This window comes from Micromonospora sp. WMMA1949 (assembly GCF_027460145.1).
Taxonomy (GTDB): Bacteria; Actinomycetota; Actinomycetes; order Mycobacteriales; family Micromonosporaceae; genus Micromonospora.
This window is the reverse complement of sequence record NZ_JAPZBG010000001.1, coordinates 1,545,393-1,566,773: the sequence shown is the minus strand read 5'-3', so window position 1 is coordinate 1,566,773 and position 21,381 is coordinate 1,545,393. Positions and strand designations below refer to the sequence as shown.

General features: G+C 72.7%; 19 protein-coding genes. 11 read left to right on the top strand and 8 right to left on the bottom strand.

Annotated elements, in window-relative coordinates; genetic code table 11:
- Window positions 1-224: 224 nt before the first annotated feature.
- Window positions 225-1,052, top strand: a complete 828-nt coding sequence (locus tag O7607_RS07080) for an SAM-dependent methyltransferase (protein WP_269701880.1) — start codon at window positions 225-227, stop codon at window positions 1,050-1,052.
- 17 nt (window positions 1,053-1,069) lie between these two features.
- Here the strand turns inward: O7607_RS07080 and O7607_RS07075 are convergent, their stop codons facing one another.
- Window positions 1,070-1,765 (bottom strand): hypothetical protein, encoded by a 696-nt coding sequence (locus O7607_RS07075; RefSeq protein WP_269701878.1) that lies wholly within the window; start codon window positions 1,763-1,765, stop codon window positions 1,070-1,072.
- Window positions 1,766-1,940: 175 nt separating this feature from the next.
- Window positions 1,941-3,962 carry a DEAD/DEAH box helicase gene (locus O7607_RS07070; RefSeq protein ID WP_269701876.1) on the bottom strand — a complete coding sequence of 674 codons (2,022 nt, stop codon included), beginning with the start codon at window positions 3,960-3,962 and terminating at the stop codon, window positions 1,941-1,943.
- Between the two features lie 165 nt (window positions 3,963-4,127).
- Here O7607_RS07070 and O7607_RS07065 point away from each other — a divergent pair, with 165 nt between their 5' ends.
- The 5 genes from O7607_RS07065 (at window position 4,128) to O7607_RS07045 (ending at window position 8,417) form a co-directional block, all read left to right on the top strand.
- Window positions 4,128-5,420, top strand: coding sequence for an AAA family ATPase (locus O7607_RS07065; protein WP_269701874.1), 1,293 nt, complete (start codon window positions 4,128-4,130; stop codon window positions 5,418-5,420).
- 75 nt (window positions 5,421-5,495) lie between these two features.
- Window positions 5,496-5,732, top strand: coding sequence for a hypothetical protein (locus O7607_RS07060; RefSeq protein WP_269701872.1), 237 nt, complete (start codon window positions 5,496-5,498; stop codon window positions 5,730-5,732).
- A gap of 56 nt (window positions 5,733-5,788) precedes the next feature.
- Window positions 5,789-6,094 carry a DUF6403 family protein gene (locus O7607_RS07055; protein ID WP_269701870.1) on the top strand — a complete coding sequence of 102 codons (306 nt, stop codon included), beginning with the start codon at window positions 5,789-5,791 and terminating at the stop codon, window positions 6,092-6,094.
- Window positions 6,091-7,440: a hypothetical protein gene (locus O7607_RS07050; protein ID WP_269701868.1), complete on the top strand. Its 1,350-nt coding sequence runs from the start codon at window positions 6,091-6,093 to the stop codon at window positions 7,438-7,440. The genes O7607_RS07055 and O7607_RS07050 overlap by 4 nt, the downstream gene beginning before the upstream one ends.
- Entirely contained in the window at window positions 7,437-8,417 is a 981-nt protein-coding gene (locus tag O7607_RS07045; protein ID WP_269701866.1) for a hypothetical protein, read from the top strand. Before O7607_RS07050 ends, O7607_RS07045 begins: the two co-directional genes overlap by 4 nt.
- 27 nt (window positions 8,418-8,444) lie before the next feature.
- Here O7607_RS07045 and O7607_RS07040 read toward each other — a convergent pair whose 3' ends face one another.
- Window positions 8,445-9,011, bottom strand: coding sequence for a snapalysin family zinc-dependent metalloprotease (locus tag O7607_RS07040; protein ID WP_269701864.1), 567 nt, complete (start codon window positions 9,009-9,011; stop codon window positions 8,445-8,447).
- Window positions 9,012-9,354: 343 nt separating this feature from the next.
- On the opposite strand from O7607_RS07040, the gene O7607_RS07035 reads away from it, so the two are divergent.
- Genes O7607_RS07035 through O7607_RS07020 form a run of 4 tightly spaced genes read left to right on the top strand, consistent with a single transcriptional unit; the run spans window position 9,355 to window position 14,207 of the window.
- Window positions 9,355-10,068 carry a hypothetical protein gene (locus O7607_RS07035; protein WP_269701862.1) on the top strand — a complete coding sequence of 238 codons (714 nt, stop codon included), beginning with the start codon at window positions 9,355-9,357 and terminating at the stop codon, window positions 10,066-10,068.
- Window positions 10,069-10,081: 13 nt separating this feature from the next.
- Window positions 10,082-10,342 carry a hypothetical protein gene (locus tag O7607_RS07030; RefSeq protein WP_269701860.1) on the top strand — a complete coding sequence of 87 codons (261 nt, stop codon included), beginning with the start codon at window positions 10,082-10,084 and terminating at the stop codon, window positions 10,340-10,342.
- Complete coding sequence (locus tag O7607_RS07025) at window positions 10,339-10,746, top strand: hypothetical protein (RefSeq protein ID WP_269701859.1); 408 nt, start codon at window positions 10,339-10,341, stop codon at window positions 10,744-10,746. Before O7607_RS07030 ends, O7607_RS07025 begins: the two co-directional genes overlap by 4 nt.
- A gap of 44 nt (window positions 10,747-10,790) precedes the next feature.
- Complete coding sequence (locus tag O7607_RS07020) at window positions 10,791-14,207, top strand: AAA family ATPase (protein ID WP_269701858.1); 3,417 nt, start codon at window positions 10,791-10,793, stop codon at window positions 14,205-14,207.
- A 44-nt stretch (window positions 14,208-14,251) separates the two neighbouring features.
- Here the strand turns inward: O7607_RS07020 and O7607_RS07015 are convergent, their stop codons facing one another.
- Complete coding sequence (locus O7607_RS07015) at window positions 14,252-15,106, bottom strand: ABC transporter permease (RefSeq protein WP_269701856.1); 855 nt, start codon at window positions 15,104-15,106, stop codon at window positions 14,252-14,254.
- Window positions 15,103-16,116, bottom strand: a complete 1,014-nt coding sequence (locus tag O7607_RS07010; RefSeq protein ID WP_269701854.1) for an ATP-binding cassette domain-containing protein — start codon at window positions 16,114-16,116, stop codon at window positions 15,103-15,105. Before O7607_RS07010 ends, O7607_RS07015 begins: the two co-directional genes overlap by 4 nt.
- A 373-nt stretch (window positions 16,117-16,489) precedes the next feature.
- On the opposite strand from O7607_RS07010, the gene O7607_RS07005 reads away from it, so the two are divergent.
- Window positions 16,490-18,073, top strand: coding sequence for a hypothetical protein (locus tag O7607_RS07005; RefSeq protein ID WP_269701852.1), 1,584 nt, complete (start codon window positions 16,490-16,492; stop codon window positions 18,071-18,073).
- A gap of 63 nt (window positions 18,074-18,136) precedes the next feature.
- Here the strand turns inward: O7607_RS07005 and O7607_RS07000 are convergent, their stop codons facing one another.
- The 3 genes from O7607_RS07000 to O7607_RS06990 form a co-directional block, all read right to left on the bottom strand.
- Window positions 18,137-19,120 carry an aldo/keto reductase gene (locus tag O7607_RS07000; RefSeq protein WP_269701850.1) on the bottom strand — a complete coding sequence of 328 codons (984 nt, stop codon included), beginning with the start codon at window positions 19,118-19,120 and terminating at the stop codon, window positions 18,137-18,139.
- A 107-nt stretch (window positions 19,121-19,227) separates the two neighbouring features.
- A complete protein-coding gene (locus O7607_RS06995) occupies window positions 19,228-20,082 on the bottom strand; it encodes an aldo/keto reductase (protein WP_269701849.1) in 855 nt (284 codons plus the stop codon).
- Between the two features lie 117 nt (window positions 20,083-20,199).
- Window positions 20,200-21,375, bottom strand: a complete 1,176-nt coding sequence (locus O7607_RS06990) for an endonuclease (RefSeq protein WP_269701848.1) — start codon at window positions 21,373-21,375, stop codon at window positions 20,200-20,202.
- Between the last annotated feature and the right edge of the window lie 6 nt (window positions 21,376-21,381).

Here is a 21,381-nt window from a genome sequence, read left to right as displayed (position 1 = left end):
CGCGTTGTCGAGAAGGGCCTGCGCTACTGGCGAATTGGTCAAAGGGGGTCCGTGCCTTGAACCTGGTCCGGGCGGCGGTCAGCGCGCTTCGGCGTGTCGGCAGATGAACGCCCTGGTGACGGGCTCGTCCGCTGGGAGCGGTCCCAAACGGGGTGACGGTCCACCCTGTACGGTCGCTACACTCCCCGAAACGCCCGAACCGCCCACGGAGTCTGGAGACGCCAGTGACCCGCGACAAGGCCGCACCGCCCGGAATTGACGTCACCGTTCCCAGCGTGGCCCGGGTCTACGACTACTTCCTGGGCGGCAAGGACAACTTCGAGGTCGACCGGAAGGTCGCCGAGCACGCCCTGCGGATCACGCCGGACGGGCCGGCCGCCGGTCAGGCGAACCGGGCGTTCCTGCGCCGGGTGATCCGCTACCTCGTGACCGAGGCGGGCATCGACCAGTTCCTCGACATCGGGTCGGGGCTGCCGACCCAGGGCAACGTGCACGAGGTCGCCATCGAGCACAACCCGGCCGCCCGCGTCGTGTACGTGGACAACGACCCGATCGTCCTGGCGCACGGGCGGGCGCTGCTCGCCGCGGAGGGCACCGCGACGGTGATCCAGGCCGACATCCGGGAGCCGGAGGAGATCCTCAACGACCCGGACGTCCGCCGGTTCCTCGACTTCGATCGCCCGATCGGGCTCCTGCTGTTCGCGATCCTGCACCACATCGGCGACGACGAGGACCCGCGATCGGTGGCGGCGGCACTGATCGACGCGCTGCCGTCGGGCAGCTACGTCGCGATCTCGCACTTCCGCGACCCGGGTGAGCGGGATCCGGAGGGCTCCCGCAAGGCCCGTGAGGTCGAGCGGGTGTTCAACGAGTCGCTGGGCACCGGCCGCTGGCGTACCGACGAGGAGATCCTCGCCTTCGCCGACGGGCTGACGGTGCTGGAGCCGGGCCTGGTGCCGCTGGCCGAGTGGCGTCCCGACCCGGACGCGCCCGCCCAGCAGCAGACCGACACCTACCACACCTTCGTCGGGCTACTCGCCCGCAAGCCGTAGGCTCGCGGCGTCACGCCTCAGCGCGTGACGCCGCGCGACCTGCGGTCGCCCTTGAGTGGCGCGGCGAACCACGGCTCATCGTCGAGTGCACCGAGATAGATGTACGAGACGCCTCGAGCGCCCTCACCAACCGGGGTGAAGAACTCCCTGGCCTCGTTGATGTAGAACCGGCCGCCTTGGTACCCCTTCACCCTTCTCAACCGGTGAGCGAGTCTCCGGGCTGCCTCCGGCCCTACCGCGTCCGAGAGGAACTCCTTGCGAGAGCCGTGCTTCATGGTTCCGACAACGCGGTAGATGTCGTCTCCGCCGGAGGCGAGTACGTGCCGAATCCCCACGTGCGGGCCCGGCCATTTGTCCCCAGGAGCCAGGCTCGAAGGCGCGACAGGGCTTAGCGTCCGACCGTAGAAGTCGAAATCGAGCATCTTCCGGTGGGTTCCGGCGTAGATGTAGCCCTCGCCCGTGCTGGGCACCAGGACGTGGCGGAACTCATTGATGTAGAAGACGCCGCCGAGCTGACCTGGATTCAGCCGTTCCTTGATTTCGTTGACCTTGGCGATGAGCTTCTTGTGCCGATTGTTGGTTCGTAGGTGCTCACCGTTGCTGTCACGGTAGATCAGCCGAACCTCCCAGTCGCCGCTGTATCCACGAACGATCGAGTATTTGGCGTCCTTGTTGCTGTTGGGCGGCGATAGGACGGGGTACAGCTGGAACACGTTCGCTCCTGGGACGGCGGGTCAGATCAGCGCGGGATGCACGGATCGCTGCCGTGCTGCCAAGCGCTGGGCGAGCCTATGACTCACGATCCGGCCGCGTCCACATCGGAGCTCAATCCCTCTCGATATTGGCCGTCCTCCTGCTACGGGTAACCGTAGGTCGGATCGGTCTTCGTCAAGACGGCCACGAAAACCCACCCGGAACGTAGGCCAGGAAGTACCGCCGGCTGTCGGCGACGTACCATGCCTGACCCTCGCTACTGACGAAGAAGCTGATTCCTCTGTCAAATAGCCGACGCCACCCGTCCAGCGCTCGCTGGGCGTTCTCCACCAGATCGGCCGGCGCCGCGGCGTCCGTGCGTGCGAACTCCGTTACCCCGCCCGGCAGACGTCGCTCGATTACGCCGCCTCTTTTTTGCCGGAAGTGAAAAGCGCCGCCCTCCTTGTCCACGGGTCCGTGAAGCGGCATCCCCGGGACCATCTTGCTCGGGTCAGCGACAGCCTCCGTCGGGGCTGCATCCCGAGGTTCGGCCTCGAAGCCGTCGGCGAGTTGCCCAGCGACATAGGGGACGGCTCCGGCCGGTCCATCCCCCCAGACGAGAACGAGGCGGTGGGTGGAGGTGATTCGGAAACGCCCACCGGGGCGTCCCCGGACCAGTTCGACAAGCGAGGCGACGTGCTGTGGGTTACGGATCAGAGCACCCGAGACGTTCGTGACGGTACCGAGGGTGTCGACTGAGTACTCCTGGCCGCTGAACACGCCGTGCCACTCGACCGGCGTGCCCGGTGCACGCCGACCCAGCCGCTCCCATTCCTGCTGTTCGGTCGGGCGAGGGGTAGCCGGCGGCCCGGGCATACGCTCCTTCGCCTGAGCGGGCTCGCGTGGCCAACGCCAGTAGTGATTCGAGCCATCGCCGGTGAGGTCGGCCCAATCCTCCTTGGCGTAGATTTGCTCGTCCACCGTGCCCGCCACGTAGATGAGGTGCATCTCGGCGTGCTTCGTTTCAGCGGGGCTGTCGAAGCGACGCCGCAACACTCTGCCGAGTGCCTGGATCCGTTGACGAACGCTGGATGTGGCGGCCACCGAGATTCCGAGGTCTGCTTCCGGTACGTCGATGCCTTCTACCAATGACTTCACGGACACCAGGATCTGAGCACGACCGTCCCGGAAGGCGTCGAGTGCTGCGGTCCGCGTCCGCGTTCCCAGCCGGGAATGCTCCAATGCGATCGACGAATCTCTCAGATCTTTTTGCAGGCGCTCATACAGATGCTTCGCCTCATCGACCCGCTCGTGAAACAGCAGTACCCGTCGGGTCTTACCCGCTGCGAGGCTGTCCTCGATGATCCGGTGAGCTACCCGGCTGCGCTCAGCGGCCCGGTACAGCAGGTCCTTCCGGCGCGACGTCACGGCTATGTACGTGCGGGCAACCGATGCAACCTCACCCCCGCGTCGCTGCAACTGCTGTACCCGTCCGGGCTCGAAGCCGAGCGAGCGTAGTTCGTCAGCGAGGTCGTCCACCTGGCGACTAATTTTCTCGTACTCGTGTCGCTCCCCATCGGTGAGCTGGATGCCGTGGTGATGAATCTCGTAATCCGGCAGCCAGCCGTCGACGCGCGCATTGCGCAGTGTGTAGCGGTACACCACGGGCCCGAGGCGCTGACCGACGAGCTGCTCGTCGTAGCGCAGCGGCTGGCCTGCGTCGTCCAGTTCCTCGCGGTCCGGGGTGGCGGAGAGGCCGAGCCGATATGCGGCTTCGGTTTGCAGTACCTGGGAAAAGGTCGGCGCTCCCGCGCGGTGACATTCGTCAATGACCAGCATCAGTGGCTGTGCGACGCGCGCCGCGGCCGGTAGCTGCTTGGCGGCGGTGTTCAGCACCGCCACCAGTGCTCTGCAGCGGGAGAGCTCAGCGGAGTGTCCGGCGCCGAGCAGCCCGATATCGGACTCCTCCAAACTCGTGAACCGTTCGAGCATGGCCCGCCACTGGCGGGCCAATGCCTCGGTGGGAACCACCACAACCAGTCGTAGGCGAGGATCGCGTTCGGCGGCGCGCGCGGCGCAGGCGAGCGCGATCAGGGTCTTGCCGCCGCCCGTGACGATCTCCAGCGTTCCCCGATACCTGCCGCCGACGTCGCCGACCCAGGCTTCGACGGCATCGGCTTGCCATGCCGCGAGTTCGAAGCCGCGAGTCCTGATCACCGGGGTCCCCCTGCGTTGGCGAGTCGATCGGGTGCCGCTGACGCTACAACGAGGGCGACGATCGTCACTGAGCCTTCCTGGCGGCTACCGCTCTCGGCCCTCACGCCCGGCGCGTGTTAAGAAGGGGCCCCGCCTCTACCGGAGACGTTAAAAGGGGGCCCTTCCTTGCACGAAGCGGAGCAGGTGATCCAGCGTGTGCTGCGGGATCTGCGCGACGGCACGCACCGCGGCGTCGTCGTGGACTCGCCTCCCGGCGCCGGGAAGTCCACCCTCGTGGTCCGCGCCGCGATCGAAACCGCTGCCACCGGCGACCCGCTGATGATCGTGGCGCAGACGAACGAGCAGGTGGACGACCTCATCGACCGGCTCGGCCGCAAGGCCCCGGAGCTGCGCGTCGGGCGGCTCTCCGCGACCGACTACCGGCCCACCGAGCGGGTCACCGCCCACCCGGCGGTCCGGGTCGCGGCAAAGGTGGCCGATCTGGGCGGCCCGGCGGTCACCATGGGTACGGCGGCCAAGTGGGCCACCGTCACCGAGGGGAACTGGCCGTGGGCGATCGTGGACGAGGCGTACCAGATGCGCGCCGACGCGCTGCTGCGCGTGGCGGGGCGGTTCGAGCGGGCCCTGTTCGTCGGCGACCCCGGTCAGCTCGATCCGTTCAGCACCGTGGAGACGTTCCGCTGGACCGGTCTGACCTGGGATCCGATGCAGTCGGCGGTGGCCACGCTGCTGCGGCACAACCCGGAGCTGCCGGTGCACCGGCTTCCGGTGTCGTGGCGGCTGCCGGACTCGGCCGCGCCCGTGGTGTCCGCCGCGTTCTACCCGTTCACCGGGTTCCGCGCCGGGACCGGCCCGGCCGATCGGGCGCTGACGTTCACCGAGCCCGGCGCGGGTGACGCCTACGACGCCGCGGTCGAGCTGGCCGCCGCCACCGGCTGGGCGTTGCACGAGCTGCCGGCCCGGCACACCGTGCGTACCGATGCCGACGCCGCCGCGGCCTGCGCGGAACTGGCGCTGCGGGTGCTGGCGCGCGGCGCGGTCGCGGTCAGCGAGGCCGCCCCGGGCGGCGCGCCGGTCACCGCGGAGCGGATCGCCGTCGGGGCCGCGCACCGCGACCAGGTCGCGGCCATCCGCTCCCGGCTGGGCGCGGCCGGGGCGGGCATCACCGTGGACACCGCCAACCGGCTCCAGGGCCGGGAGTACGACGTGACGATCGTGCTGCATCCGCTCTCCGGCCGGCGCGACGCGACCGCGTTCCACCTGGAGTCGGGGCGGCTGTGCGTGCTGGCGTCGCGGCACCGGCACGCCTGCGTGGTGGTGGCGCGGGCGGGGATCGGTGAGCTGCTCGACGCGTACCCGTCGACCGAGCGGGTGCACCTGGACGTACCGGTGAAGTTCCCGGACGGCTGGGAGGCCAACCAGACGGTGCTGACCCATCTCGATGCGCATCGGGCGTGACGAGGGGCCGTCGCGGCAGGATCGGCGGACCGTTCGGATCTTCCGGCGGCCACTGCCGGTGGGCACGATGTCCGGATGCATCCTCACGACCCCTACCAGCAGGATCCGTATCAGCAGCAGCCGTACCACCAGCAGCCGTACCACCCGCCGGCGTACGTGGAGCAGCCGAGCGAGGGGATGAGCAGATGGGCGATCGTGCTGTGGGTAACGGTGCCGGCGCTGCTGGTGATCCTGTGCTGTGCCGGATGTGTCATCTCCGGGTTCGCAGGCGGGTTCATGGAGGGTTTCAACGAGGGCTACGAGTCGTCGTAGGTCGCACCGGCGGCCCTCGGCGCGCGGCGCTGGCGGCGGTGCGTTAGACAGAGATCATGACGGTGAGCGTGCTGCCCTGGCTGGGCGGGGGCCTGGTGGCGGTGGCCGCCGGTTTCCTCGCCGCGTTGCTGCCCCGGCGCCGCGCCCGGGCCGAGGGCCGGCGGGTCGCCTGGTCGTCGGCGCGGGCGGCGATCCACGACGCCACCGTCAGCCGGGACGCGTCCCCGGTGACGCTGCCGGAGGCCGAGCGTCTGCTGGCCCGGGCCGAGTCGCTCGCCGCCGGGAGCGGCGGCGCGGACGCGGCCCGCGCGGCGGCCGAGCACGCCCGCCGCGCCGACGAGCTGTGGCGGGCCGGGCGATGACGAGGGCACGCCGGGAGCTGCTGCGCTGGTCGCTGCTGGCCGCCGCGGCGGCCGTGCTCGTGGTGTTCCTGGTGGCGCAGCGGCAGAGCGTCGAGGTCAGCTACGGGCGTTCCCCGTCGACCGCCGCGCTGCCCGAGGGCTCGGCGGGGGAGTTGAGCGACGCGAGCGTGCCGTCGGTCGAGGAGATGACGGCGCTCGTCGCGGCCGAACCGGTGGTCCGGCTGCCGGGGGCTGTCGCGCGCTGGGACGAGCAGCGGGTCCGGGCCGCCATCGGTGACCGGGGCACCCGGATCCTGGTCGCCCCGTCCGGTCTGGACGAGGCCGAACGCCGGCGGGTGAAGGACGTGGAGAACGCCGAGATCCGGATCGTCGGCACCGAGGTCAGCGGCGGGTTCTACGTGGCGTCGCCGGACGACGTGCCGGGCTGGCGGGCCCGGTTCGCCACCCGCGACGTGACCGGCCCGCTGCTCACGCTGCTGGCCACGCTGCACGAGCAGCCCCTCCCGCCGGACCGCGACGACCTGCGCTGGCGGGAACCGGCCGGCCCGGAGCTGGCCCCGGTGATCGCCGCGCTGCGCACCACCGGCCGGTACGTGGGCTCCGGCGCCACGCTGACCCGGCTGCCAGAGAAGGCCGCGGGCACCGCGTTCCCGGACGGCGCCTGGTTCGTGGTGCTGCCCGCGCAGCCGTACGGGGAGCCGCTGCCCGCGTACGGGCCGGCGCTGCACCGGCTCGCCCCGGACCAGCCGCTGGTGGTGATGTACGGCGACTGGATCGAGTACCACGGTCCGGGCGCGGCGGACTTCGCCGAGGTGGCCACCGCGAGCTTCTACGCCCAGTTCGGCGCGCGGATCGGCCGATACGCCTACCCCCAGCAGAACGTGCTCGGCACGTACCTGGCCCAGGTCACCGACGTGCGGTACGCGGGGCTGTTCGACCGTCCGCTGCCGTACCGGCCGTTCGACCCGCTGCGGGTGGCGTTGCCGGCGCTGCCCTGGATCTTCGCCGCCTGCGTGGCGGGTTTCGTGGTGCTGTCCATCCGTACCGTGCGGGGATCCGGCCGCCGTCCGGCCGACATCGGTCCCGGTGGCACGCCGGCCCGGCTGGCCGGGCTCTCCGCGCTGGCGGTGGAGTTGTCGCTGCTCACCGACGCGCGCACGGACCCGGCACTGGTCCGGGGCGTGGGCCGGTTGCGGGCGGCCCGGGACGCGTTCGACGAGGGGCTGCCCGACCGGCACGTACGCGAACTGCTGGCCGACGCGGCGGCCGAGCTGGACGACGTGGCCCGGGACGTGCGGATGCCCGGCTACCGGCCGGACGTCTACCTGCGGGCGAGGCTGTCGTGAGCCGCGTCGCGAACCGGCCCGAACGGGCGGCGGATCGTCGTGGCGGGACGGCGACCGGCCCGCGCCGGCTGCTCGGCCGCCTGGTCGGCACCGCGTTCGGCCGCGCGGTGCTCGCCTGCCTGGCGCTGGCCGGCTGGGCGCTGTGGACCGGCGGGATCCTGGACGGGCCGATCGCGCGGCAGGTGCGCGTCTCGTCGGTCTACGCGGCGCCGGGAGTGGACCTGGACCGGGCGGCCGCCGAACGGGTGATCGGCAACCGGCGGCTGGTGGTGCTGATCATGGAGCCCGGTGCCGACCTGCGGGAGGCGTGCGCCGACACCGAGCGCGCCGCCCAGGGCACGCTGGTGCTGGCGATGAGCCGCGACGGCGAGGACTGGGACACCTACGGCTGCTCCCGGCTCGGCGGCGACGGCGCCAAGGACCTCGGCCGGGCGATGGTCGCCGAGACCACCATCGGCCGGGGCGCTGATGCGTTCGTGGACCGGCCGGTCGAGGCGCTGAAGGTGATCGTGCTCAACTACGACCGGCTGGTCCGGGCCGGTCTGGTGCCGGACGGCGCCCGTACCATCAGCCCCTCGTTGCCCCGGTATCTGCTGGCCGGTGGCGCGGTGGCCGGGGTGGTCGCCGGTGCGGTGGTGCTCTGGTTCGGCGGCCGGCGGGCCGGGCGGCTGGCCGACGCGCGGCGGGCCGGGCGGGATGCGCGGGCCGACGAGCGGGCGGCGCTCGGTGCCGCCACCGCTGTTCTCGCCCAGCAGATCATCGACCTGGACGGGCACGCCGGGCCGGTCGCCCCGGCGTACCGGCGGCTGGCCGCCGACTACGTCGGCCTGCTCGACGAGGTGTCCGGGGTGGACGACGACGCCGCGGCGCTGCGCCGGCTCCGGGAGCGGGTCGAGGAGATGAGCCGCCGCGCGGCCGATCTCGCCGACGACGCCGCGCCCGGCCGGCGCGGGACGCGCGGACGGGGCCGGCGGTGACCCGCCGACCCCGTCGTCAGGGCGTCGTCAGCGCTGGGCGCCCACGGTCGAGGCGGCCGGCCAGCTGCCGGTGAAGACCTGGGCGGGCGTCGCGCTGCGGGCGGCGAAGCCGAACAGCGAGTCGACCCGGGAGGCCTCGGCGGAGCTGGGGTACGGGTTGGTGCAGCTCGTACCGGCGCTGCCGCCGGACATCAGGATGGCGCAGTTGCCGTTGTAGTTGTCCGGCAGGCCGAGGATGTGGCCGATCTCGTGCGTCATGATGCGCAGCGGCGAGTACTGCTGGGCCTGGTAGTAGTCGATCACCACGCGGCCGTTGCCGAGGCTGGTGCGCTGGGCGTACGAGCCGCCGCCGTAGGTGTAGGTGATCCGCAGGTTGGACCCGCACTGGGCCATGTTGATGTTGTTCGTGTAGTTGTTCCAGATCGCCGCCGCCTGCACCGCCGTGTTGGCGAACGGGCCGGCCTGGCTGATGTTGTAGCAGACGTTGCGGACGGCGGCGGAGGCCGGAGCCGGGTTGACGGCTACCGCGCCGAGCGCTGCCAGCGTCGCGGCCGCGAGGGTGGCGAGGATCCGGGACAGCTTGGGCTTACGCATGGTTCACACTCCTTGGATGGGGGGTGAGCGGAACGCCGCCAGCCTATAGATAGGCATCTATCGATATCAAGGGTTGCGGTGAACTGACCGGACGGCGCGCCCGCGGACGTCGGCGGGCGCTCGACCTGCCGGCGGCGGCCGTCGTGCACGCGCAGCGGGCTGTGGCCGGGTTGCTCCGGGCCTGACCGTCCGCCGGTGGGTGGCGCGTGAATCGGGCACAGGAACCGTCGTTCACGCCGCCGGGTATCCCCGGCTTTCCTGTCGACCTCCCGTCACGCAGGGTGTTTTCCTGATCGCTTCCGGTCGATAACGTCGGGCCAATGCCGTCGACGAAGGGCCGACGATGAACCACAACGGACACCCGCTCGACCGTCGGCGACTGCTCGCCGGCGTGGCGGCGGCCTCGGCGGTCACCGTGACCGGCCTGGCCGTCGCCTCCACCACCGGCGTTGCGGCCGCCGCACCGCGCCGCCCCGCGACTCCGCTCGTCATCCGGGACCACATCGCCACCGCCGCACTGCGCGCGCCCGGCGGGGCCGCGCTCCCGATCGCCGTCCAGGCCGACTTCCACGCCCGGCTCACCGCCTGGCTGGCGTTCTGGTCGGCGAACTCGCCGTCGGCCTGGAGCATGCCGGTGCACGTGGTCGCCCGGATCGAGGCGGCCGGCGACGCGCTGGTCCTGCACGCGATCCGGCACCGCCACGACGACGAGTTGCGGGCCGGCTTCGCCGCCGACCGGCGGGACGCCACGCACCTGGCCACGCTGGCCAGCCTGCACCACCACTTCCCGAGCGTGCGGGTCCGGCCGGACGGCACGATCCGGGTCGCCGACGGACCCGCCGGGTTCAGCGGCGCACCGGAACAGGTCGCCTTCGCGGTCGCCGCCTGCCGCGAGCTGTGGGGCGACGTGGCGACGACCGCCGACCGCTGGGCGGAGCACGCCGCCCGGGTGCTCGCCCGAGCCGGGCACCGCACCGACGCCGCCTCGCACGCCGGCTGGGCGGCCTTCACCCGCACCAGCCTGCGCCGCGGGCTGGGCACCGAATCGTACGAGTGACCGGAGGAAACACATGGCCCGCAACGAGTTCCGCTTCGTGGTCGACGGCGTCGACCTGAGCCCCGAGCAGCAGTCCCTGATCGGCGCGGAGATCCAGAAGGCCGGCCTGGCCGCCCTGCGTACCGCCGACGCCAAGCTGACCACCCCGCTGACCCTCGGCCACGGCAACATCAAGCTGCGTCCCGAGTGGCACGGGCTCTGGGTCATCGACGGCCCGCTCGCCCAGGAGCTCGGCCAGAGGATCAACGACTTCGGATTCTGGATCCAGCGGTGACTGATGTCGCCCGGCCGGCCGGCACGCCGGAGCGGATGTGCCCGAGCACCCCGGCGTCGAACGCCACGGTGTTCCTCGGCATGATCACTCCGGCGGGCCGGGTGGCCTACGTGACCCCGGCCGTGCCGGCCGAGGTGGCACTCGCCGGGCTCGGTGACTCCGACGAGCCGATCGAGTCGCGTGCCCGGCTCGCCGGCCCGTGCGTCACCTCGTCCTGTGGCTTCTGGACCGGCTCGCACTGCGGACTGGGCGCCCGAATGGCCGCCTCGTACGCCGAGGTCGCCCCGCCCGCCGAGGAGGCGTTGCCGAAGTGTGCCATCAGGCGTACCTGCCGGTGGTTCGCCGAGCAGGGACCGGCGGCGTGCCCGGCGTGCGCCCACGTGGTCACCGACGCGCGGCTCTGAAGGCTCCCGCTTTTGTCGGACCCTTCGACTAGCGTCGTGAGGTCATGGAGCCGCGGTTCGGGCCGGAGCTGATCGGGCGGGAGCATCCCGCTGCCCTGCTGCGCGCCGAGGTGGCCCGGCTGGTCGACAGCCACGGCGGTCTCGTCCTGGTCACCGGCGAGCCGGGCATCGGCAAGACCACGCTGGTCTCGGCCGCCGCCGACGAGGCCCGCCGCAGCGGGGCGCTGGTGCTCGGCGCCGCCTGCTGGGACTCCGACACCGCCCCCGACTACTGGCCCTGGGTGCAGGTGCTGCGCCGGCTGGCCCGATCCGCCGGCGACCCGAGCGGGGTGCGGGAGGCCGCCGCCGCGGGCCTGGCGGCACTGCTGGGCGAGCGCGCGGCAGGCGACGCCACCGAGCCGGGCGACGCCACCGAGCCCGGCGACGTCACCGAGCCGGGCGGCGCGACGGACCAGGGCGGCGCGACGGACCAGGGCGACGCGACGGACCAGGGCGACACGTCCGCGCCGGGCGAGGCCGGCCGGGCCGAGTTCAACAGGCACGACGCGGTGACCGCCGCGCTGGTCGCCGTCGCCCAGCACCGGCCGATCGTGCTGGTCTTCGACGACCTGCACTGGGCCGACCCGGCGTCGCTGCGGCTGCTCCAGTTCGTCACCCAGCACGCCTGGTTCGAACGGCTGCTGCTGATCGGCACCTACCGGGACGCCGAGGTCGAGTCCGGCGAGCACCCGCTGCGCCCGTGGCTGCTGCCGCTCACCGCCAAGGCCACCACCGTCACGCTCGCCGGGCTGGACCGCGCCGAGGTGGCCGCGCTGATGGCCCGCACCGCCGGCCGGGAGCCCGCCGCGGATCTGGTCGCGGAGGTGCACCGGCGCACCGGCGGCAACCCGTTCTTCGTGGAGCAGACCGCCCGGCTCTGGCACACCCACGGTCTCACCGACACCATCGCCCCCGGCGTACGGGAGGTGGTGCGCCGCCGGCTCGACCAACTGCCCGCCGCAGTGGTCGAGGCCCTCACGGTGGCCGCCGTGCTCGGCCGCGAGTTCGACAGACGGACGCTCGCCGCCTGCGTACCCGCTCCGGTCGCGCAGGTCGACCGGCTGCTCGGCCGCGCCGCCGCGGCCCGGCTGGTGCTGCCCCGCGAGGGCGGCCGGTTCGTCTTCGTGCACGACCTGGTCCGCGAGACGCTCTACGACGGACTGGCCGACGACGACCGGCGGGCCCGGCACGCGGCAGTGGTCCGGGCCGTCGACCGGTCGGACGCGCTCGCCGGCACGCTCAGCCCGGCCCACCTGGCCCGGCACGCCTGGCTGGCCGGCGCCGACCTGGACCCGGTACGCGCCGGCGATCTGCTGCTGGCCGCCGCGCGTGACGCCGGGGGCCGGCTCGCCGTGGACGAGTCGGTACGGCACTACCGGCGTGCGCTCGAACTGACCGGCGAGCCCGGCCGGCGGGTCCGGGTGCTGCTGGAACTGGCCGGGCTGCTGGACCACACCGGCCCGCCGGCCGAGGGCGAGCGGCTGCTGGCCGAGGCCGCCGCGCTGGCCCGGGAACTGCCTGATCCCGCTGAGCTGACCCGGGTGGCGCTGGTCGCGAACCGGCAGCACTTCGCCGCCCGTCGCCGGCTCGACGCCGCCGAGCTGGTCCGGGAGGCGTACCGGCGGTTGATCGCGGAACCGGAGCCGCAGCGGCCGGTACGCGCGCTGGTCACCGACCTGATCACGGCCACCGAGACGCTCGCCCGGCACGGCCGCGACGACGAGGCGCTCACCTTCAGCCTGTGGGCCCGGCACGACACCACCTGGGGGCTCGGCACCGCGCAGGAGAGGGCTGTGGTCACCGCCGAGATCCGGGAGGTGGCCCGGCGCAGTGGCGACCGGGAGACCGAGCTGTGGGCCACCGCGCTGCGCTGGGTCGCGTTGCTGGAGCTGGGCGACCCGGGCTACCGACAGGAGCTGACCGCGTTCGTGACCGGCGCGCGACGCGACGACGTCGCCCGGCAGCGGGTGGCGGCGATCGCGGACACCGCCATCATCGCCGCCTTCCGGGGTGACCTCGCCGCCGCCGAGGCGGGCTTCGCCGAGGCGGAGAGCTACCGCGAGGCGACGCACTCCGAGCACGCGTTCATGACCGGCCACATGCGCTGGTCGGTGCTGCTGCTGTACGGCCGCGTCGCCGAGGCCGAGGCGGTGCTCGACCGGGTGGGTGCCGGGCACCCGCAGGCCGAGCTGCTCCGGGGGATCACCGCCGCCGAGCGCGGCGACGGGGCCACGGTGCTGCGGCTCACCGCTGCGATCGAGGTCGCGGGCACCACGTACCCCCGGTCGGTGTCGCCGCTGTGGCTGCGCCTGCGGGCGCAGGCGGCGGCAGTCGACGGCGACCCGGCGCGGTGCGCGGCGGTGCGGGCCGACCTGGCCCCGCACCGCGGGCAGTGGGCGGCGGCGCTGTTCGGGTGCGACATCGGCGGCCCCGTCGACCTGTGGCTGGCCGGTGTGGACGCGGCCCAGGGCCGGTGGAACGAGGCGATCGACTGTTACGCGGCGGCCCGGGATGCCGCCGACCGGCTGGCTGCCCGACCCTGGTCGGTGCTGGCCCGGGCCGGGCTGGTGGGCGCGCTCGCCGGGCGCGACGGGCCCGGCGACGCGGCCGAGGCGCGGCGGCTGCGGGCCGAGACGATGGCCGAGGCGCGGGCGCTGGGCATGATCCAGGTGATGGCCCGGCTGGGCGCGGCGGATCCCGCCCCGGCGGCGGCGTCCGCGGTGGCCGCGCCCGTGGCGGCCCGGCTCGGCGCGGTCGCTCCCGCCCTGGTCGCCGCGTCGCCGCAGCCCGGTCGCCGCGCCGTGTCGGGTCTGTCCCGGGCGGGTGTGGTCCACGGGCGGTCGCCCGACCCCGGCGGGGGAGAGGTGGACGTGATCCGGCCGGAGTTCCGTCCGGACGGGCCGGTGTGGCGTCTCGCGTACGACGGCGTCGTGGTGCACCTGCCCGACGCCAAAGGGCTGCACGACCTGCGCCTGCTGCTGAGCCGGCCCGGCGCGGACGTGCCCGCCGTCGAACTGCTCGATCCGGCCGCCGGGCCGGAACTCGTCGCCGCGCGCCGCCTCGGGGCCGATCCGGTGCTCGACGACGAGGCGAAGGCCCGCTATCGCCGGCACCTGCGGCGGCTCGACGACGAGATCGACCGGGCGGCGGCCCGCGACGACGGGCGGCAGTTGGCCGAGTTGAACGCCGAGCGGGCGGCGCTGCTGGACGAGTTGCGTGCCGCCGCCGGGCTGGCCGGGCGCAGCCGGCGTCTCGGTGACCAGGCGGAACGAGCGCGCAAGGCGGTGACCGGGCGGATCCGGGACACCCTGCGCCGCATCGACGAGCGGCATCCGGCGCTCGCCGCCCACCTGCGCGAGTCCGTCACCACCGGCGGCGCGTGCCGATACCGGCCGGCCGAGCCGGTGCGCTGGCGGCTCTGAGCGACGAGGTGGCGGGGCCGCGTGGACCCCGCCACCTCGTCAGGTCAGCGGCGGTTGTAGCGGTACATCGTCAGCGTGCCGAAGACGACCACGAAGAGGGCGCTCCAGAGCAGCATCCACATGGTGCTCGGGCCGTCCATCGAGCCGGCCATCGCCGCGCGGACCGAAGTGACGAGTTGGGTAATCGGGTTGACCTTGACGAACGCCTGCAGCCAACCGGGCATGGTCGACGGGTCGACGAACACGTTGCTCAGGAACGTCAGCGGGAACAGCACCATCATGCTGGTCCCCATCACCGACTTCTCGCTGCGCAGCACCAGACCGAAGAACGTCCACACCCAGGAGAACGCGAACGAGAAGACCACCAGCAGCCCGATTCCGGCCAGCACCCCGAGCAGCCCGCCGTCGGGACGGAAGCCGAGCACCACACCCACGGTGAGGATGACCACGGCGGCCAGCACGTAGCGCAGCACGTCGCCGAAGATCATCCCGACGAGCGCCGCCGGTCGCCAGACCGGCAGCGTACGGATCCGGTCGAAGACGCCCTTCTCGATGTCGGTGTTCAGCCCGACCCCGGTGTACATGGTGATCATGACGACGCTCGTGACCATGATGCCGGGCAGGAAGAACTGGAGGTACGCACGCGGGCTGTCGGCGAGCGCGCCACCGAACAGGTACGTGAACATCAGCACCATGATGATCGGGAACGCGGTCACGTCGAACAGCTGCTCCGGCACGTGCTTGATCTTCAGCAGCGCGCGCCAGCCGAACGTCAGCGACGCCGACAGCGCGCTCGGCCGGGCCGGCCGTTCGGCCGGGGCGAGCACAGTGGCCAGCGCATCGGCGGACGGCATGTAGACGGACGGCGCCCGCCCGCTGGTGATCGCGGTGTCGCTCATCGCGCCGCCTCCAGTTCGTCGTCCCGCTCGTCCGCCGGGACGGCCGGGTGGTCGGTCAGGGCCAGGAAGACCTCGTCCAGGCTGGGCTGGCCGAGGGAGAAGTCGTCCACCACGATGCCGGCGGCGGCCAGCTCGCCGAGCGCCCGCGCCGCCTGCGTACCGGCCTCCAGGTCGGTGCCGTGCTCGCCGACGCGGGCGGTCAGGGCGACCGGGTCCGCGGCGAGCTGCACCGGTACGCCGAGCGACGCCCGCAGCAGCTGCTCGGCCTGTGGCCGCTGCTCCGGATCACGCAGCCGGATGTGGACGCTGCCCGCGCCGATCGACGCCTTCAACTCGCCCGGGGTGCCCTCCGCGATCACCCGGCCGTGGTCGACGACGGCGATCCGGCCGGCGAGCTGGTCCGCCTCGTCCAGGTACTGCGTGGTCAGCAGCACTGTCGTGCCGTACGCCACCACCGCCCGCACGATCGCCCACACCTGGTTGCGGCTGCGCGGGTCCAGCCCGGTGGTCGGTTCGTCCAGGAACAGCAGGTCCGGCGTGTTGAGGATGCTCGCGGCGATGTCGATGCGCCGCCGCATCCCGCCGGAGTACTTCTTGACCTGCCGTCCCGCCGCCTCGGTCAGCCCGAACGCGGCCAGCAACTGGTCGGCCCGGTCACGGGCGCCCGCCCGGCCGAGCCCGAGCAGCCGCCCCAGCAGGACCAGGTTCTCCGCCCCGGTCAGGTCCTCGTCCAGCGAGGCGTACTGGCCGGTCAGGCTCACCCGGGAGCGCACCGCGTCGGCCTCGCGCACCACGTCGTGCCCGAAGACCCGGGCCGTGCCGCCGTCCGGGCGCAACAGCGTCGCCAGCACCCGTACGGCGGTGGTCTTCCCGGCGCCGTTCGGGCCCAGCACGCCGTAGACGGTGCCGGCGGGAACGCGCAGGTCGAACCCGTCGAGTGCCCGGGTCGAACCGAAGGACCGGACCAGGCCCTCGGCCTCCACGGCCGGGCCGGAGTTCCGGTTGCTCATGAATCACTACCTCTCTCGTCGGTGTTCTCGACAGGCGTACGGGCGTGCCGCCGGACCGATCGCCTGTTTCAACGAGGCCGCAGAGCTTGTGGTGTGGTGCCGGCCTCACCCCGATGGCGCCAGACGGCCCGCCAGATCCGATCTGGCGGTGGGGATTCCCGGCCGACGGTGGCCCGGTACGCGAGTCAAGGAGGTTATGACCGTTCCCGCAGCAGTCCGTCGGATGGCCGATCAAGGACAGTGCGTGATCGATCCTCTGCCATATGCTGCGCCGGCATCCGACGCACGGGGGGCGTGTCCAGGTTGTGGCTACGCGGACGCCTCTTGAGTGCATTGAAACCGAGAGGGGTCCACCGTGTCCATCGTTCGAAGAGTGCTCGGCGCACTCGCCGTGGCGGCCCTGGCCGTCACCGCCGCACCCACCGCCGCCGGTGCGGCGGCGGATCCGGCAGGCGTGCTCCACCTGACCGTCACCACGCCCGACGGCAGCCCGGCCGGCGCCAACGTCGCCGTGACGGCCGCCGACAGCAGCTACGACAAGGACCTCCTGCCGCTCGACGAGTCCGGGCAGCTCAGCGTGGAGGTGCCGGCCGGCGACTACAAGATCGCCATCACCCCGGTGTACGGCGACGGCCAGGACGACGAGGTGCTGCGTCAGTGGGTGCCGGGCCGGACCAGCTGGGCGCAGGCCGGAACGGTCCGGGTGTCCGCGGGGGACACGACGGAGGTCTCCGAGCGCCTGCTCACGCCCAGCCGGTCGACCCTGCGGGCGCGCGACGCGGTCACCGGCGCCGCGGTCGACGGGCTGTGCGTGTTCCTCGATCCCCGGCGCAATCCGTGCGGCGACACCGAGGTGACCGTCCCGCCGCTGATCCCCGGCCCGCAGGAGGTGTGGGTCTACACCCGGGACGACACCCACCTGCCCCGCTACGCCACGGTGAACGTCCTCGCCGACGGCAGCGGCACCGCCGTGGTCGTCCTGACCCCGGCCGCGAACGTGGTCTCCCGGGTGGTCGACGCGGCGACCGGCGCACCAGTCGCCGGGGCCTGTGTGACGCCGGCGCCCGCCGGCACCGGCGAACTCCCCCACAACCCGGGACGGTACTGCTCCGACGCCTCCGGGAACGTCCGCGTCGGCCTGATCACGGCCGGCTCCTGGAACCTGTTCGCCCGCCCCGCCGGGGGATCGGGGTACGGCGCGCAGTGGGCCGGCGCGACCGGCGGCACCGGTGACGCGAAGCAGGCCCGGGTGGTCACCCTCCGGGCCGGGCAGACGGTCACCGTGCCCCCGATCCGGCTCGACCGCGCCGGTGTCGTCACCGGCACCGTGACCAGCGCGGCCACCGGCCGGCCGGCGACCTCCGGCACCGTGACGCTCGCGCCCGAGTCGGGTTCCTTCCTGCATTGGGGAGTGGAACTGGACGCGCAGGGCCGCTACCGGATCGACTGGCTCGGCCCGTACGCCTGGCCGTTGCTGTTCACCACCACCGACAACGCCACCCAGTGGTCCGGCGGGTTCGCCCTGCGGGGCAAGGCCGCGCCGGTCACGGTCCGGGCCGGCGCCACCACCGTCTACAACCTCGCGGTACGGCGTGGCGTCCTGGTCACCGGCCGGCTCGTCGACCCGGAGGGCCGCCCGGTGGTCGCCGAGTTGACGGTGCGCAACGCGCGTACCCGTGAGGTCATCGGCTACACATTGGATCTGAATCGCGACGGCGAGTACGCGCTGCGCGTGCTCGGCCCCCAGCCGGTCACCGTGGCGTGGCTGTGGACGCCGCCGTACGTCAACTACGCCGGCTGGTACGACGGCGCGGCCCGCCCGGCCGACGCCACCGAGGTGGCCCTGCCGGGCACCGGCACCCTGCGGCTCGACGTCGAGGTCGACCGGTTCCCGGCCGGTTCAGCGGCGCGGGCGCGCTCAGCGGCACCGGCCGGCTCAGCGGCGCGGGCCGGTTGAGTGACACGAGCCGGTTGATCGGCGCGGGCCGGGTGGCGTGTGAGCCACCCGGCCCGGCGCCGGTCAGCGTGCCGAGTCCAGCCGGGTCCGCTGCTCGGCGGTCAGCTCCAGGTCGACCGCGGCCAGGCTCTCCTCCAGCTGCGCCACCGAGGAGAAACCGACGAGCGGGACGGCCGGGATGTCGCCGCCCATCAGCCAGGCCAGCACCACCTGGTTGACGGTGGCACCGGTCTCGGTGGCCACCGCCCGCAACGCCTCCAGCCGGGCCGGAGTGGCGGGCACCGCGTACTCCTCGCCGAGCCGCTCCGGCCGGACGTACGCGCCCTTCAGCAGCGGCGAGTACGCCACCAGCGTGAGCTGCGGCTCGGTGCGCAGGTAGCTGAGCAGGTCCGGGCCGACCCAGCCGACGTCCCCGTCCCGGTCCAGCTCGCTCGGCACGTCGAGACGCCGGGGCAGGTAGCTGCGGTGGTACTGCAGCACCTCGTACCCGGGCAACCCGGCCGCGGCGGCGAGCGCCCGCGCCCGCTCCACCCGCCAGGCGCGGTGGTTGCTGGCGCCCAGCAGCCCGACGGTGCCCTCGGCGACCAACTCGGCGAAGCCCTCCACGGTCTCCTGCAGGGGCACCGTGTGGTCCTCGATGTGGGCGTAGAGCAGGTCGATCCGGTCGAGCCCGAGCCGCTCCCGGCTGCGCTCGGCGGACTCGCGGATCACCTTCGCCGACAACCCTTCCGGGTTGTCGACGTAGCTGGTGCCCGGCGCGAGCGGACGAGCGCCCAGCTTCGTCGCGATGACCACCTCGTCGCCGATCCCGCGGCTGCGCCGCCAGCGGCCGAGCAGTTCCTCGCTCTCGCCACCCTGGCCCCCGTTCTGCCAGAAGGCATAGTTGTCCGAGGTGTCGATGAAGGTGCCGCCCGCCTCGACGTACCGGTCGAGGATGGCGAACGAGGTGGCCTCGTCGGTGGCGGTGCCGAACAGCATCGCGCCGAGGCTGAGCACACTGACCTCGCGGCGGGTGGCCGGGTCCGTGCCGATGGTGCGGTAGCGCATGTCTTCCTCCCCGTCGAAGCGTTGCCGGTCACCATGCCCCTTCGAGTGCGCGCGAAGTCAAACGTCGAAGGGCCCCGGTTCCCCGGGGCCCTTCGGTGTGCGGCGGTTCAGCTCGGGATGTAGTCGAACTCGTCCGGGTTCGGTCCGGTCCGGCCGGCCTCGCCCCGGTCCAGCGATGTGAGCCGCTCCATCGCGGTGTCGTCGAGCGTGAAGTCGAAGATCGCGAAGTTCTCCTCGATCCGCTTCGGCGTGGTCGACTTCGGGAAGACGATGTCGCCGCGCTGCACGTGCCAGCGCAGTACCACCTGGGCCGGGGTCCGGCCGACCTGCTCGGCCACGTCCACGACCGTCGGGTCGTCGAGCACCTTGCCCTGCGCGATCGGCGACCACGCCTCGGTGGCGATGCCGTGCGCCTTGTCGTACGCCCGTACCTCCTCGTTGCCGAGGTAGGGGTGCGCCTCGATCTGGTTGACCGCCGGCACCACGTCCGCCTCGGCGGCCAGCCGCTCCAGGTGCGCGACCTGGAAGTTGGACACGCCGATCGACCGGACCGTGCCCGCGTCACGCAGCTCCTCCAGCACCTTCCAGGTGGAGACGAAGTCGCCGTCGTAGCGGGTGGGCAGCGGCCAGTGGATCAGGAACAGGTCGAGGTAGTCGAACTTCAGCTCCCGCAGCGACTGCTCGAACGCCTTGCGGGCGTCGTCCGGGCGGTGGAAGCCGTTGTTCAGCTTGCTGGTGACGAAGACCTCGCCGCGGTCCAGGCCGGAGGCGCGCAGCGCCTGACCCACCTCGGCCTCATTGCCGTACATCTGGGCGGTGTCGATGTGCCGGTAGCCGACCTCGAGCGCGGTGCCGACCGCCCGCACGGTGTCCTTCGGCTCGATCTGGAAGACGCCGAAGCCGAGCTGCGGGATGGTGTTGCCGTCGTTGAGTGCGATGTCCGGAATGCCGTTCTGGGCCATGAGAGCCTCATCTCCGATCGTGCGGTGCCCGGGGCGCGTCCGTGCCGACCGCCTCCCGGCCGTGCCAACCGGATGTCTCTACCCGCTCGCCACGCTTCGGAACATCGGGGACGAGCGTCAACTCCAGATCGACCGCGCCCACTCGGGGTGGTCGACGAACGGGTTGCGGTTGCCCTGCCAGCGCTCGTAGATGCGCTGGTTGCGGCGCTTCTCGAAGGCGTCCGGCGGATCCTGGTCGTTCCAGGCCAGCAGCTTCGACAGCCGCCCGAGCCGGGGCGCGGAGCCGTTGGAGACCGAGTCGTTCGGTTCCAGGTCCGGCCAGCCGTCGCCGCCCTCGTACCGGATCGCCATGTAGAGGATCATGCGGGCCACGTCGCCCTTCACCGCGTCGCGCGGCTCGAACGAGTCGGCGTCGGTGTAGCAGCCGGGCGCCTCGGCGACCGTGCCGCCGCCCGCGTCGAAGTCCTTGTTACCGCGCAACGAGTTGACCGACACGTCCTCCGGGCGAAGGTGGTGCACGTCGGTGCCGGGACCGGTGGCGGTGCCGAAGTCGCCGTGCGACTTGGCCCAGACGTGCTCCCGGTTCCAGTCGTTCGCGCCGCCGCCGTTGCTCGTCTTGCTCTGCGACCGTCCGCTGTAGAGCAGGATCACGTTGGCCGGGTTGGCCGGATCCTGATCGGTGTCCTTCAGCGCGTCCCACACCTGGTCGTAGCTGAGTTTCGTCTGCACCTTGATGATGCCGTGCAGCGCGGTGCGCAGCGCCGGCCCGGTCTTGCCGGACGCAGCCGCGTAGTAGGCGTCCGGCACGGCGGTGCCGGTCGGGCTCGGGGTCGGCGTGGGACTCGGCGTGGCGCCGCCGCCGAGACTCATCGCGGTCGGGTTCTTCAGCCCGCCGTGGCTGAAGTACGCGGTGAGCGCGCCGGTCGCGGTCACCTGCCGCCCGCGCAGCGACGGGTTGGTGAGCAGCCCGAAGGTGCCCCGCCAGGCGGCCGTCACCTGCACGTACAGCATCCGGCTCGTGCCGGTCTCGCCGGCCTGGTCGGCGAGGGCGATCGCGGTGTCCGCGGTGAAGCCGGAGGTGAGCACCGTGGTGGTGGCGGTGGGCTGGCCGATGACGTAGCCGGTCACGGTGGCCGTCCGGCCGTCCTGGACGGCGAGCGCCTGCGCCACGGTCAGGGGCGTCGCGGCCGACGCGGCGCCGGTCACGCCGAGCGGGACCGCGACCGCGACGGCGAGCACGACCGTCGCGATCAGCCGCCCGGGTCGCGAGCGGGTGACGCGCTTCATATCCATGATCAG

Bases quoted from the DNA above. Each gene is read 5' to 3' on its own strand.
- O7607_RS07030 (WP_269701860.1), top strand. From the start codon at position 10,082: ATGGCCCGCAACGAGTTCCGCTTCGTGGTCGACGGCGTCGACCTGAGC.
- O7607_RS07060 (WP_269701872.1), top strand. From the start codon at position 5,496: ATGCATCCTCACGACCCCTACCAGCAGGATCCGTATCAGCAGCAGCCG.
- O7607_RS07015 (WP_269701856.1), bottom strand. From the start codon at position 15,106: ATGAGCGACACCGCGATCACCAGCGGGCGGGCGCCGTCCGTCTACATG.
- O7607_RS07000 (WP_269701850.1), bottom strand. From the start codon at position 19,120: ATGCGCTACCGCACCATCGGCACGGACCCGGCCACCCGCCGCGAGGTC.
- O7607_RS07010 (WP_269701854.1), bottom strand. From the start codon at position 16,116: ATGAGCAACCGGAACTCCGGCCCGGCCGTGGAGGCCGAGGGCCTGGTC.
- O7607_RS06995 (WP_269701849.1), bottom strand. From the start codon at position 20,082: ATGGCCCAGAACGGCATTCCGGACATCGCACTCAACGACGGCAACACC.
- O7607_RS07050 (WP_269701868.1), top strand. From the start codon at position 6,091: ATGACGAGGGCACGCCGGGAGCTGCTGCGCTGGTCGCTGCTGGCCGCC.
- O7607_RS07035 (WP_269701862.1), top strand. From the start codon at position 9,355: ATGAACCACAACGGACACCCGCTCGACCGTCGGCGACTGCTCGCCGGC.
- O7607_RS07020 (WP_269701858.1), top strand. From the start codon at position 10,791: ATGGAGCCGCGGTTCGGGCCGGAGCTGATCGGGCGGGAGCATCCCGCT.
- O7607_RS06990 (WP_269701848.1), bottom strand. From the start codon at position 21,375: ATGGATATGAAGCGCGTCACCCGCTCGCGACCCGGGCGGCTGATCGCG.
- O7607_RS07040 (WP_269701864.1), bottom strand. From the start codon at position 9,011: ATGCGTAAGCCCAAGCTGTCCCGGATCCTCGCCACCCTCGCGGCCGCG.
- O7607_RS07055 (WP_269701870.1), top strand. From the start codon at position 5,789: ATGACGGTGAGCGTGCTGCCCTGGCTGGGCGGGGGCCTGGTGGCGGTG.